General features: G+C 43.6%; 15 protein-coding genes. 12 read left to right on the top strand and 3 right to left on the bottom strand.

Features of this window, described 5'->3' with window-relative positions:
* Positions 1–103 precede the first annotated feature (103 nt).
* Both HMPREF2926_RS09895 and HMPREF2926_RS09900 read right to left on the bottom strand, forming a co-directional pair.
* Positions 104–559: a DUF3021 domain-containing protein gene (locus tag HMPREF2926_RS09895; protein WP_013904322.1), complete on the bottom strand. Its 456-nt coding sequence runs from the start codon at positions 557–559 to the stop codon at positions 104–106.
* A complete protein-coding gene (locus HMPREF2926_RS09900) occupies positions 553–993 on the bottom strand; it encodes a LytTR family DNA-binding domain-containing protein (protein WP_061590659.1) in 441 nt (146 codons plus the stop codon). Before HMPREF2926_RS09900 ends, HMPREF2926_RS09895 begins: the two co-directional genes overlap by 7 nt.
* A gap of 249 nt (positions 994–1,242) precedes the next feature.
* On the opposite strand from HMPREF2926_RS09900, the gene mutL reads away from it, so the two are divergent.
* Genes mutL through HMPREF2926_RS09915 form a run of 3 tightly spaced genes read left to right on the top strand, consistent with a single transcriptional unit; the run spans position 1,243 to position 4,376 of the window.
* Complete coding sequence (gene mutL, locus HMPREF2926_RS09905) at positions 1,243–3,186, top strand: DNA mismatch repair endonuclease MutL (RefSeq protein ID WP_049472118.1); 1,944 nt, start codon at positions 1,243–1,245, stop codon at positions 3,184–3,186.
* Positions 3,187–3,206: 20 nt separating this feature from the next.
* Entirely contained in the window at positions 3,207–3,800 is a 594-nt protein-coding gene (gene ruvA / locus HMPREF2926_RS09910; RefSeq protein ID WP_013904320.1) for a Holliday junction branch migration protein RuvA, read from the top strand.
* Positions 3,801–3,809: 9 nt separating this feature from the next.
* Positions 3,810–4,376 carry a DNA-3-methyladenine glycosylase I gene (locus HMPREF2926_RS09915; protein WP_049487736.1) on the top strand — a complete coding sequence of 189 codons (567 nt, stop codon included), beginning with the start codon at positions 3,810–3,812 and terminating at the stop codon, positions 4,374–4,376.
* Positions 4,377–4,435: 59 nt separating this feature from the next.
* Here the strand turns inward: HMPREF2926_RS09915 and HMPREF2926_RS09920 are convergent, their stop codons facing one another.
* Positions 4,436–5,467 carry a S66 family peptidase gene (locus HMPREF2926_RS09920; protein ID WP_070587712.1) on the bottom strand — a complete coding sequence of 344 codons (1,032 nt, stop codon included), beginning with the start codon at positions 5,465–5,467 and terminating at the stop codon, positions 4,436–4,438.
* A 376-nt stretch (positions 5,468–5,843) separates the two neighbouring features.
* Here HMPREF2926_RS09920 and HMPREF2926_RS09925 point away from each other — a divergent pair, with 376 nt between their 5' ends.
* The 9 genes from HMPREF2926_RS09925 to HMPREF2926_RS09965 all read left to right on the top strand — a co-directional run bounded on the left by HMPREF2926_RS09925 (position 5,844) and on the right by HMPREF2926_RS09965 (position 12,660).
* A complete protein-coding gene (locus HMPREF2926_RS09925) occupies positions 5,844–7,112 on the top strand; it encodes a competence/damage-inducible protein A (protein WP_041826499.1) in 1,269 nt (422 codons plus the stop codon).
* 119 nt (positions 7,113–7,231) lie between these two features.
* Entirely contained in the window at positions 7,232–8,377 is a 1,146-nt protein-coding gene (recA, locus tag HMPREF2926_RS09930; RefSeq protein ID WP_070587715.1) for a recombinase RecA, read from the top strand.
* Between the two features lie 87 nt (positions 8,378–8,464).
* Entirely contained in the window at positions 8,465–8,863 is a 399-nt protein-coding gene (gene spx / locus HMPREF2926_RS09935) for a transcriptional regulator Spx (protein WP_003009108.1), read from the top strand.
* A gap of 135 nt (positions 8,864–8,998) precedes the next feature.
* Positions 8,999–9,595 carry an SP0191 family lipoprotein gene (locus HMPREF2926_RS09940; RefSeq protein WP_070587716.1) on the top strand — a complete coding sequence of 199 codons (597 nt, stop codon included), beginning with the start codon at positions 8,999–9,001 and terminating at the stop codon, positions 9,593–9,595.
* Positions 9,596–9,719: 124 nt separating this feature from the next.
* Positions 9,720–9,986, top strand: a complete 267-nt coding sequence (locus HMPREF2926_RS09945) for an IreB family regulatory phosphoprotein (protein ID WP_003002070.1) — start codon at positions 9,720–9,722, stop codon at positions 9,984–9,986.
* On the top strand, positions 9,986–10,405 hold the full coding sequence (gene ruvX, locus HMPREF2926_RS09950; protein WP_023919889.1) for a Holliday junction resolvase RuvX: 420 nt from the start codon (positions 9,986–9,988) through the stop codon (positions 10,403–10,405). The genes HMPREF2926_RS09945 and ruvX overlap by 1 nt, the downstream gene beginning before the upstream one ends.
* 22 nt (positions 10,406–10,427) lie before the next feature.
* Positions 10,428–10,733: a DUF1292 domain-containing protein gene (locus HMPREF2926_RS09955; RefSeq protein WP_003001941.1), complete on the top strand. Its 306-nt coding sequence runs from the start codon at positions 10,428–10,430 to the stop codon at positions 10,731–10,733.
* Between the two features lie 207 nt (positions 10,734–10,940).
* Complete coding sequence (locus tag HMPREF2926_RS09960; RefSeq protein WP_070587719.1) at positions 10,941–12,173, top strand: bifunctional folylpolyglutamate synthase/dihydrofolate synthase; 1,233 nt, start codon at positions 10,941–10,943, stop codon at positions 12,171–12,173.
* A gap of 76 nt (positions 12,174–12,249) precedes the next feature.
* Entirely contained in the window at positions 12,250–12,660 is a 411-nt protein-coding gene (locus HMPREF2926_RS09965) for an SP_0198 family lipoprotein (RefSeq protein ID WP_070587722.1), read from the top strand.
* Positions 12,661–12,777: the final 117 nt, after the last annotated feature.

Genomic DNA, 12,777 nt, shown 5'->3' on the forward strand with positions numbered 1-12,777 from the left:
TGGAGCTTAATAAGCGAACAAAGATACCAATCAACCACTGCGTCATACAGTTATGCCTATTAAACATCGAAGACTGGACAGTTTTTGCCCAGTCTTTTTTCTCTTAGTGGTTAGTAATGCTTTGATTGATTTCTTGAACTTGTTTTTTATAAAAATGATAAGAGACTAACCAGATGATCACGTAAACGAGGGTGAATTCGACAACGAGTGAGAGGTAAAATCCGAGTCGTGCTGGAAACCAGCCGGCCAAAGTAGCCAGAGGAATAAACCCAAGTAACATGAGTAGGTAATGGCTCAGAGTAGCCCGTAAGAGGCTCCAGTCTTTTTGAAAGAGGAGACTTCCGAAGCTAAAGAGGACCCCAATTGCACCCCAAACGAGGGCACAATAGAGCATGACCAGTGAGCCGTGAACATGATGCAAGAACATCCAGTGGCCGACTGCAGAATTGGGACTTAAGGGAAGGTACAACTCAGGTGAGAAGAGATAGGAAAAGAAGATGGATAGGATGAGCCCGATGAGAATGCCTTTCAGGGCGTCAGAAAAAGATTGTTTTAGCATGATAATTTCTCCTTAATGGCTTTCAAGTAACGACGGGAGGAGTAGGTCAGACTCCCGTTTTTAAGATAGATTTGCACCGATCCTCCACTGGTAAAGTGCAGGTGATCGATGGATTGGGTGTTAATAATTTCAGATTGGGAAATTTTGAGAAAGAAGGTCGGTAAGTCTTCAGATAGCTGATAGAGTGGACCAGTCAGGATAAAATGATCTGTCATGGTCTCACCAATCACTTGCCGATTTTCAATGTAAAAACGTTGGAATAGCTGGCTTTCGATCAGATAAGCTTCCCCATCCTTTTTGGCACGTAAGCGCCCTTTTTGATCCAGCTCTCTCGCAAAGTCTCGGATTTTCTCTACACGCGCAGACAGTGCAGGTGCTGTGATCATCACCGCTTCTTCTTGGAAGTGGGAATCAATTTGTACTTCAACTTTCATAAGATCGTTTCTCCCTCCTTTGGGTAAAGTCGGTTGGCCTGCTAGCCCGGCTCCTTCTTTACACTACTATTAAACACTTTTTCCAAAGGGAAGACAAGGGGATTTGTCTATGTGGTCGTTTTCTTTGCCTATGCGGTTTTTAAGGAAGAAGATGGGGACAAGCCTACGTTTTTTAAGAAAGGGAGTCTTGTGGATCTGTGGTATAATAGAGCTACGTGTATCGGTGAAAAAATAGGTAAAGGAGCAGACATGTCACAGATTATTGAATTGCCAGAAGTCTTAGCCAATCAGATTGCGGCGGGTGAAGTGATTGAACGACCTGCTAGTGTGGTCAAGGAGTTGGTTGAAAACTCGATCGATGCTGGGGCTAGCCAGATCGTTGTTGAAATCGAAGAAGCAGGATTGAAGTCGATTCGGATTACAGACAATGGGGAAGGAATTGCGCACGATGAGGTCGCTTTAGCCCTCCGTCGACATGCGACCAGTAAGATCAAGAGTCAAGCGGATCTTTTTCGTATTCGAACGCTTGGTTTTCGTGGTGAGGCCATGCCTTCCATTGCTTCTGTCAGTATTCTAACCCTTCTAACGGCGCAAGAAGGAGCTGCCCACGGGACCAAATTGGTCGCAAAGGGTGGCGAAATTGAGGAAGTGGAGCCAGCGACAAGCCCTGTCGGGACCAAGATCACAGTGGAAGATCTCTTTTTTAATACACCTGCTCGTCTCAAGTATTTAAAGAGCCAGCAGGCAGAGCTATCCCATATCGTGGATATTCTCAATCGCTTGAGCTTGGCCCATCCTGAGATCGCCTTTACCTTGATCAATGATGGAAAAGAAATGACCAAAACAGCGGGGACTGGCAATCTCCGGCAAGCGATTGCAGGTGTCTATGGACTTGCGTCTGCTAAGAAGATGGTGGCCATTGAAAATCGCGACCTAGATTTTGAAGTGACGGGCTTTGTGTCTTTGCCTGAATTGACTCGTGCCAATCGCAATTACATCAGTCTCTTTATCAACGGCCGTTACATCAAGAATTTCTTGCTCAATCGAGCTATTTTAGACGGCTATGGCAGTAAACTCATGGTGGGTCGCTTTCCACTCGCGATCATTAATATCCAGATCGACCCTTACTTAGCGGATGTCAATGTTCACCCTACCAAGCAAGAGGTTCGTATTTCCAAAGAACGAGAACTGATGGCCTTGATCTCCCAGGCTATTGCAAACGCTTTGAAAGAGCAGGACCTGATTCCGGATGCTCTAGAAAATCTAGCCAAGTCGACCATTCGCCGAACAGAAAAGCCAGTACAGACAACCCTGCCTTTAAAAGAAAACCGCCTCTATTATGACCGAGAGAGCCAAGATTTCAAGCTTCGACCAGAAGTGGCAGATCCTCAACGGCCTCTAGCAGATGAGACTGCTACTGAAGCTAGAATCCAAGAAAACCCAGTAGAAAAACCAACAAGCGCGATCAAGTTTGCGGAAAGAAAGGCTGTGGTTTATGATGAACTGGATCATCCAGAGTTGGATCTGGCTAGTCTAGACAAGGTCTATGATAAGTTGGATGGGGAAGAACATTCGACCTTCCCAGAGTTGGAATATTTTGGTCAGATGCATGGAACCTATCTCTTTGCCCAAGGCAATGGGGGCCTTTATATCATTGACCAGCACGCGGCCCAAGAGCGGGTCAAATACGAAGAATACCGGGAGAGCATCGGGGACGTAGACGGCAGTCAGCAACAACTGCTGGTGCCCTATATCTTTGAGTTCCCTGCAGACGATCTAATCCGCCTACAACAGCGCAAGCACCTCCTAGAAGAAGTGGGCGTCTACTTAGAAGAATACGGAGCCAACCAGTTGATCTTACGGGAGCATCCGATCTGGATGAAGGAGGAAGAGATCGAGTCGGGTATCTATGAAATGTGTGATATGCTCCTCTTGACCAAGGAAGTGTCCATCAAGAAATACCGAGCTGAGTTGGCTATCATGATGTCCTGCAAACGCTCTATCAAGGCCAACCATATACTGGACGATTACTCTGCACGCGACCTGATCTATCAACTGTCCCAATGTGACAACCCCTATAACTGCCCCCACGGCCGTCCCGTCTTGGTTAACTTTACCAAGTCAGATATGGAAAAGATGTTCCGACGTATTCAAGAAAATCACACCAGTCTACGGGAATTGGGCAAGTATTAAACAAACAATAAAGGAAGATTATGTACGAATACATTAAAGGAATTTTAACGAAAATCACTGCTAAATACATTGTGGTAGAAACAGCTGGGATCGGCTATCTCTTGCATGTGGCCAATCCCTATGCCTACTCTGGCAAAATGAATCAAGAGGTGCAAGTCTATCTGCACCAAGTGGTCCGTGAAGACGCTCACCTTCTCTATGGCTTTGCGACAGAGGAAGAGAAACAGCTCTTTTTAAACTTGATCTCAGTCTCTGGGATTGGACCTGTCTCAGCTCTGGCTATCATTGCTGCGGATGACAATGCAGGCCTTGTCCAAGCTATCGAAAGCAAGAACATCACCTACTTGACCAAGTTTCCAAAGATCGGCAAGAAAACAGCCCAACAGATGGTGCTGGACTTGGAAGGTAAGATCAATCTTGATCTAGAAGATGCACCGGCTCAGTCCAAAGCCAAAGTTGCAGAAGAAAACCAAGCCCTTGAAGAAGCTATGGAAGCCATGTTGGCATTGGGCTACAAAGCAACGGAACTCAAGAAAATCAAGAAATTCTTTGAAGGAACTTCTGATACTGCTGAAAACTACATCAAGTCTGCCCTTAAGATGTTGGTCAAATAGGAGAAGAAGATGCCAAAACGTTGTGGATGGGTTAAAATGACCAATCCGTTATATATAGCCTACCATGATGAGGAATGGGGACAGCCCCTCCATGATGACCAAGCGCTTTTTGAGTTGCTCTGTATGGAGACTTATCAGGCCGGTCTATCTTGGGAAACGGTCCTCAATAAACGGCAGGCTTTCCGAGAGTCTTTTCATGGCTATCACCTTCAAAGTGTCGCGGAGATGACGGATGAGGAACTGGAGGCTTTGATGGACAATCCAGCTATCATCCGAAATCGTGCTAAGATCTTTGCGACACGGGCCAATGCTCAAGCCTTTCTACAAATCCAGGAGGAATTTGGATCGTTTGATGCTTATCTTTGGTCTTTTGTCGATGGAAAAACTATCGTCAATGATGTCCCAGATTACCGGCAGGCTCCAGCGAAGACAGCTCTTTCTGAGAAGCTAGCCAAGGACCTCAAAAAACGTGGTTTTAAGTTCACAGGACCAGTCGCAGTTTTATCCTACCTACAAGCAGCAGGCCTGGTCAATGACCATGAGAATGCTTGTGACTGGAAAAGTGGAAATAAGTGACGTTAGATGTCTAGAACATCGGAGAATATAGAAAAAAAGCTGAGAAATTCTTCCCAGCTTTATTTGTTATAGTCAAAGTGGATGACTTGCTCCGTTGCATCTACATGGGCGTGGACTCCGAAGGGGACAATTGCTCTTGGAGTTGCGTGTCCAACATTTAGATTATAGACAATCGGGATATTGCTATCAATGATATCCAATAGTGCCTCTTTATAGTCGTCATAGAAAGTTTCATCCATAGGTTTTCCGACCAAGAGTCCACTGATGACCTCGAATATACCAGTTTCCTTTAAAGTCCGCAACATCTTTTTGAAGTCTTCAGGATTAGGCTTTTCTTGGCTGGTTTCTAGCAAGAGGATTTTTCCTTCCCAGTCGGATAAGTCAGGGAAAAGTTTGTATTTTTGGCAGAGGTCTGTGCTATCTGCGTGTAGAGAGTTGTCAAAAATATCATAGAGAGACTCAAGACAACCACCGAGGATTTCCCCTTCGAATTGAGCATTGCTTTGTAACAAGTCAAAACCTGTATTTGCATGACTAACACGAGGTGTTCCCAGAGCCTTGGGACTAAAATCAGTCCGTTCCTCGTACCAAACGTTACTAGGGCGAATTTCTGAGATTTTTCCAGTCTCAATCAATTCTTTAAAGTAGTGGCGGCTATATGGCAACATTTCCTTGTCTAATTCACAAATGTCTGCAAAAAAGGATTGCCCATAAAAAGTCTTGATTCCTAGTTTATGCAACATGAGATGGTTCATGGTCGTATCCGAGAAGCCAAGAAAAATCTTTTGCTTGATAACCTTTTGTAGTTGGTCATTTTCAAAAAGATGGGGCAATAAACGATAGGTATCGTTTCCACCGATGGCGCATAAGATCATGTCGATGCTATCATCAGAAAATGCCTGAATCAAATCCTCCGCACGAGCTTCAGGATGTTCTTTGATAAAGTCTAAGCCTTTTAGTGAATGAGGTAAAAAGATAGGATTGAGTCCCAGGTCTTTGAGTCGTTGGACCCCCAAGTCCACTTCATGCTTGACAAAGTCCTCTCCGATAATCCCACTAGATAAACTTATAATACCAATAGTAGAAACCATATCTCATCCTCCTAGAAATAAATTGATGCTATTGTATCACAAAAAATGAGGGGAAACAACAAGAATTAGAGCCAGAAGAAGGCTTTTAGATCAAGAAAGAAGAAAAAAGCAACCGCTCGATATGGTTGCTTCAGAATAGAGATAAGCTCTATCAACAATAGAAAATAGCCCTTTAGAAGTTGATTACCACATAGTTAAAACTCTTAGGAATGTTGATGTAATAGTGTTTCTAAGAGTTTTTCACTTTATACTCTAAAAGAAAAAGATTGAAGAAAGTTGTCCAAAATGAACTTTATCTTCAATCTGTTTTTTAAATAATTTAGGAAATTGTGTTAAAATGAAATGAAAATTACGAATAGTATAAGTGGGAGGCACCATGAAGGCGGAAATTATTGCAGTTGGAACAGAAATTCTAACAGGACAAATTGTGAACACCAATGCTCAATTCTTGTCTGAAAAATTGGCTAGTTTAGGAATTGATGTCTATTATCATGTGGCGGTAGGAGACAATGAAGGCCGTCTCTTCTCGACCATTGAGACAGCTTCAAAACGCAGTGATTTGGTGATTTTATGCGGTGGACTTGGGCCAACAGAGGATGATTTGACCAAGCAAACCCTTGCTAAGTTTTTAGGGAAAGAACTGGTTTTTGATCCGACAGCGCTTGCTAAACTCGACACCTTCTTTGCCAGTCGCCCTGATTATGTCCGGACGCCCAATAATGAGCGACAAGCACAAATGATTGCCGGATCAATCCCCCTTCAAAACCGTACAGGTCTCGCGGTTGGAGGTTTGATTGAAGTCGATGATGTGACCTATGTCGTTCTACCTGGTCCGCCAAGTGAGTTAAAACCCATGGTCAATGAACAATTGGTGCCTCATTTGACAACAGGGGAACAGCTCTTTTCAAGAGTCTTGCGCTTCTTTGGGATTGGGGAAAGCCAGCTGGTTACGATCCTAGCAGATATCATTGAAGAGCAGAGTGATCCGACGGTTGCCCCTTATGCCAAGACGGGAGAAGTAACCTTGCGTCTATCTACAAAGGCGAAGGATCAAGCTTCAGCGGATGCTAAGCTCGATGTCTTAGAAAAGGAAATCTTATCACGTCACACGCTGGACCATCAACCCTTGCAAGAGTTGTTTTATGGTTATGGGGATGACAATTCGATGGCCAAGGTTGCCTTTGATCTCTTGAAACGGACTGGTAAGACCATTACAGCTGCAGAAAGCCTGACGGCTGGCCTCTTTCAAGCGACTTTGGCAGATTTTTCAGGGGCGTCCAGCATCTTCGCGGGTGGTTTTGTCACCTATAGTCTGGAAGAAAAAAGCAAGATGTTGTCTATTCCAGCTCAAGAGTTGGAGCAACATGGAGTTGTGTCTCATTTTACAGCACAAGCCATGGCTTCACAGGCCCGTAAGTTAACAGGATCCGATTATGGTGTTAGCCTAACCGGAGTTGCGGGGCCAGATAGTCTGGAAGGGCATCCAGCAGGGACCGTCTTTATCGGACTTGCGACTCCAAATGGAGTGGATAGTGTCCAAGTCAATATCGCCGGACGTAGCCGGGCGGATGTCCGCGAAATTGCAGTTCTTCATGCCTTTAATTTGGTACGCTTGGCTGTATTAAATGGTGAAAATTTGGTATAATGAAGCTTGTGCCAAATGGAAGAATAATTCTAAAAATGGATAGAAAATGTGCCTTCAAAGGACGGAAATCGTTGGTGAGTGGAGTGCATTTCCTGTATAGCAAAAAATAGGAGAAAAGAATGGCGAAAAAACAGAAAAAATTAGATGATATCACTAAGAAATTTGGAGATGAGCGTGAAAAAGCGCTCAACGATGCCCTGAAGTTGATCGAAAAAGACTTTGGTAAAGGATCCATCATGCGTTTGGGTGAACGTGCAGAGCAAAAAGTACAAGTCATGAGCTCTGGTTCCTTGGCGCTTGATATTGCCTTGGGTGCTGGTGGTTATCCGAAAGGTCGGATCATCGAAATCTATGGTCCAGAATCATCTGGTAAAACAACCGTTGCCCTCCATGCAGTAGCTCAAGCACAGAAAGAAGGAGGCATTGCAGCCTTTATCGATGCGGAGCATGCCTTGGATCCATCTTATGCAGCAGCTCTCGGAGTCAATATCGACGAACTTCTCTTGTCTCAACCAGACTCAGGGGAACAAGGACTTGAAATTGCTGGTAAATTGATCGACTCTGGTGCGGTTGATTTGGTGGTTGTCGACTCTGTTGCGGCTTTGGTCCCACGTGCGGAAATCGATGGAGATATCGGGGATAGCCACGTTGGATTGCAAGCGCGAATGATGAGCCAAGCGATGCGTAAGCTTGGAGCTTCGATCAATAAGACCAAGACCATTGCCATCTTTATCAACCAATTGCGTGAAAAAGTTGGAGTCATGTTTGGGAACCCTGAAACCACACCTGGTGGTCGTGCCCTGAAATTCTACGCTTCTGTCCGTCTAGATGTTCGTGGAAACACTCAAATCAAGGGGACTGGGGACCAAAAAGATACCAACGTTGGTAAGGAAACCAAGATCAAGGTTGTGAAGAACAAGGTAGCTCCACCGTTCAAAGAAGCCATGGTTGAAATCATGTATGGGGAAGGAATTTCACGTACAGGTGAATTGGTGAAGATTGCAACAGATTTGGATATCATCCAAAAAGCGGGTGCGTGGTACTCCTATAATGGCGAAAAAATTGGTCAAGGATCTGAAAATGCTAAGAAATTCTTGGCTGACCACCCAGAAATTTTTGACGAAATCGACCACAAGGTTCGGGTTCATTTTGGTTTGATCGAAGAAGACGAAGCAGTGAAAACCCTTGATAAAACTGAAGAAGCAGCTCCAGTCGTAGAAGAAGTAACTCTAGATTTAGATGACGCGATTGAAATTGAAGATTAATTTTTTTCAAAATAGGTCGCTAGACTGATGGTTTTTGTGTTATAATTTAATACGATAGTATTATCGTGTAGCGAAAGGAGTGCATGCATGATTAAAATTTATACAGTGTCAAGTTGCACCAGCTGTAAAAAAGCAAAGACTTGGCTCAACGCTCACCAGCTAACTTATAAAGAACAAAACCTCGGTAAGGAAGGGATCACCAAAGAAGAATTGTTGGATATCCTTACAAAGACTGAAAATGGAGTGGCAAGTATTGTCTCTTCAAAAAATCGATACGCTAAAAATCTAGGAGTGGACATCGAAGACTTGAGTGTCAATGAAGTCATTGACATCATCATGGAAACACCTCGTATTCTTAAAAGTCCGATCTTGGTAGATGACAAACGTCTCCAAGTGGGTTACAAAGAAGACGATATTCGTGCCTTCTTGCCACGATCAGTTCGAAATGTAGAAAATGCAGAAGCGCGGATGCGTGCAGCTCTTTAAAACGATTGAAAATCAGAAACAATTTGTTTCTGATTTTTTCTTTTTAAAAATCGAAATGGAAAGCAGTTTACTGCGCCATTTTACGAAATCTATGATACAATATTTTAGAAAACAATAACTAGTAAGGAATGGAAAATGAAAAGGAAAATCTTCTTATTGGGTGCGCTTGCCTTGTGTTTGACGGGATGCGGTCAAAAAAAACAAGCGAAAACGCCAAATTCAAGTGAACAAAAGGCAATCCAAGCAAAAGCAGAGCAGCTGCAAAAGGATAATAAGAGTATCCTGCAAAAAGCTGAAGAAAATAAAGTCATCACTAGAACCTTTGTCTTTCCAAAAGATGATAAGGGGACACAACAGACGCAAATCGTCACCTATGTGGGGAACACCTTTAAAAAATTGGAGACCATCAATGTGACGGCAACCGATGAGGAGTTGAAAAAAGGGATCCAACAGGTTGGAGTCGAGGAAGCACAAAAGCAATTGAGAGAATCCTTTAACAAGGACGATACCTTTAAGGAAGCTTTGACAGTGCCAGGTTTCACAGCTGATTTAACCTTGGAAAACGAGAATGAATACAAGGTAACGATCACCTATGACTTTGAAGCGATGGATGTGAAGAAGGCTGAAGGTATGACCTACTTCAAAAACAATCACTTACCAGAGTTGTTGAAGTTGACACCGAGTCAATTTGCGGACAATCTTATCAATGCTGGAGCAAGTGAGCAAAAATAAAAAAACAGTTTAACTGAAATAGCTCAAAAATGCTTGAAAAAGCTGTAAAATCAAGGGCTTGACCGTTGTGGAAAACTCTTGATTATGGTATAATAGTAATATTCTAAGGAAAGAGGGTGTTCTTGTGGGATTTACAGATGAAACAGTACGTTTTAATCTTGATGATTCAAATCGTAAGGAAATTAGCGAGACCTTGAAAGATGTGTACTTATCACTAGATGAAAAAGGCTACAATCCAATTAATCAAATCGTAGGATACGTACTCAGTGGTGATCCTGCCTATGTACCTCGTTATAATAATGCACGGAACCAAATTCGTAAATATGAACGAGATGAAATCGTTGAAGAATTGGTACGTTATTATTTGAAAGGGCAAGGAATAGACCTCTAATGAGAATTATGGGATTGGATGTTGGCTCAAAGACCGTCGGGGTTGCTGTGAGTGATCCTCTCGGTTTTACAGCTCAGGGTCTTGAAATCATCCAAATCGATGAAGACAAAAAAGAATTCGGTTTGGAGCGCTTAGCCGAATTAGTAGCTCAATACAAGGTAGACCGTTTTGTTGTAGGCTTGCCAAAAAACATGAACAACACCAGCGGACCGCGTGTGGAAGCCAGTCAGGCTTATGGCGCAATGATTGCTGAAAAGTTTGGGTTGCCAGTCGACTACCAAGATGAACGGTTGACAACAGTTGCTGCAGAGCGGATGTTGATTGAGCAAGCAGATATTAGCCGTAGCAAACGCAAAAAAGTTATTGATAAGTTAGCAGCGCAGCTTATTTTACAAAATTATTTAGATCGCAATTTTTAGAAAGAAAACGAGGAAGAATAGTATGGCACATGATCATAACCACGACCATGAAGAACGTGAATTAATCACATTGGTGGACGAACAAGGAAATGAAACCTTGTTTGAAATTCTTTTGACCATTGATGGCAAAGAAGAATTTGGAAAAAACTATGTTCTTTTGATCCCTGCAAATGCAGAAGAAGATGAAAACGGCGAAGTTGAAATCCAAGCTTATTCATTTACAGAAAACGAAGACGGAACAGAAGGCGACCTTCAACCAATCCCAGAAGACTCAGATGCAGAATGGGATATGATCGAAGAAGTCTTCAACAGCTTTATGGAGGAGTAAAAACATCCAGTGGATGTTTTTACCCCAACCCCAAGAAATTAGAAAGAGTTGGTAAGTCCGGGGGATGTTTTTAGCCCTGCTTCAAGAAACAAGAAAAAGCAGGAAGTCCGATGGACTTGCTGTAAAAATGAGAAAGAAATAACTACAAAAGAAAGGAGCGCAAACGTCAGAAGAGGTTTTGTCGCTTTTTTCTTTTAGGAGGAAGATGTGAATAAGATTGAGCAATGGATGAATAGTCGGATCGGTCTGAATTTTCGATCGGGCCTGGATCGTATGGAGCAGGCAGTGAGCCTTTTAGGGAGGCCAGATAAGGCTTACCCGATCCTTCATGTGACAGGAACCAATGGGAAGGGATCCACAATCGCCTTTCTGCGTCAATTATTGATGGCTCACGGGAAGAAGGTTGGGACCTTTACTTCTCCTCATATGATCAGTATCCATGATCGGATTTGTATTGGGGATCAGCCAATTTCAGATGAAGATTTTACTCGGATTGGTCAAGAAGTCCAACAAATGGAGCAGACCTTGCTTCAAACCCATGACCAACTCTCTTATTTTGAGATTATCTGCCTCATGGCCCTCTTGTATTTTAAGGAACAAGCAGTGGATGTGGTCTTGCTGGAGGTTGGTATCGGTGGGCTTCTAGATACGACCAATGTAGTAACAGGGGAGATCGCAGTGATCACTTCGGTTGGACTTGATCACCAAGAAACACTGGGAGGGACTGTTGCGGCTATTGCCCAGCAAAAGGCAGGAATCTTTAAGAAGGGAAAGAAAGCTGTGGTGGGTCCCTTGTCGGATGATGCTATAGCTGTGTGTCAAGAAAAAGCGAAGCAATTGGCTGTGGATCTCCACGCCTTCCAGAAAGATTTTGGCTTAGAGCAGGATCGTTTTTGGAATGAAAGTGTGGATCTTGTTTTGCCGTCTCTAAGCTTGAAGGGTGATTACCAACGAGAAAATGCTGCAGTAGCTCTGGAGGCCTTTATTCTCTATATGGAGGGCCTAGATCAAGTAGTGGATATGGATCAGGTCAAACTGGCCTTGCAAGAGACGCGTTGGCCTGGACGTCTAGAGTTGTTTGGTGACCAGGTGTATCTGGATGGCGCTCATAATCCTCATGCTATGTTGCGCTTGATCGAGTTTGCCAATAGCTTAGCAGGAAAGCGCGTGAAGATTTTATTTGGAGCCCTCAAGCGAAAAGATTATAGCGGGATGCTCCAAACGCTTCAAGCGGGATTGCCAGAAGCTGAATTGATTTTGACGACCTTTCATTACGGAGAAGTGGTGGCCCAGGGCGACCGACAAGACCTGCCCTATGTAGCGGACTACAAGGCCTATATCAAAGAATTTATGGATCAGAGTCGTCCAGATGAAGTCTTATTTGTGACAGGATCCTTGTATTTTATTGCGGAAGTAAGGGCATTTTTATTAGAGGGGTAAACAATTGACCTAAAGACTTTCTTGGCGTATACTGGTGGTAGATGGTATACGGTTATGGCGAAAGGAGTCGATCTTAATGAAAAAAATCATGTCTATAATGACCTTGGCAGCAACCCTTTTCCTGACTGCTTGTAGCCAGCAAGAAAAAGCGACACAGACTTCGAGCAAACAGACGTCTGCTTCATCACAGACTGTGACGTCAGCGAGTGAAGAACAGAAAGAAGGGGTGTCCATAGATGGCAGTTATCGTGGACAGGACGAGGAAAATACGATCCTCTTGGTGGTGACGGGTCGAAAAGGCACGTTTACGGTGCAAGATGCTGATGGAGAAGAAGAGGCCAAAGAGGTTAGTATTGATCCAGTCAATCAATCCATGCGTATCGGAGATGAGCCTTATCGCTATCGGATCGAAGGAAATCAGTTGTCGCTAGAAGATCTGGAGCAAGCAGAGGATGATCAAGGGATTATTGTCCTGACCAAGCAATAAGGGACGAGACAAGAGAGAGTGGGACAAAAGTCCTAGCCTCTCTTTTGTTTTTAGATTGTCGAGCAAGACGCAGTGGTTGAGTGGGCTCTACTACGCTGATTTCATCAGCTTTTACAG

Origin of the sequence: Streptococcus sp. HMSC078D09, from assembly GCF_001813675.1 — a bacterium.
Lineage (GTDB): Bacteria > Bacillota > Bacilli > Lactobacillales > Streptococcaceae > Streptococcus.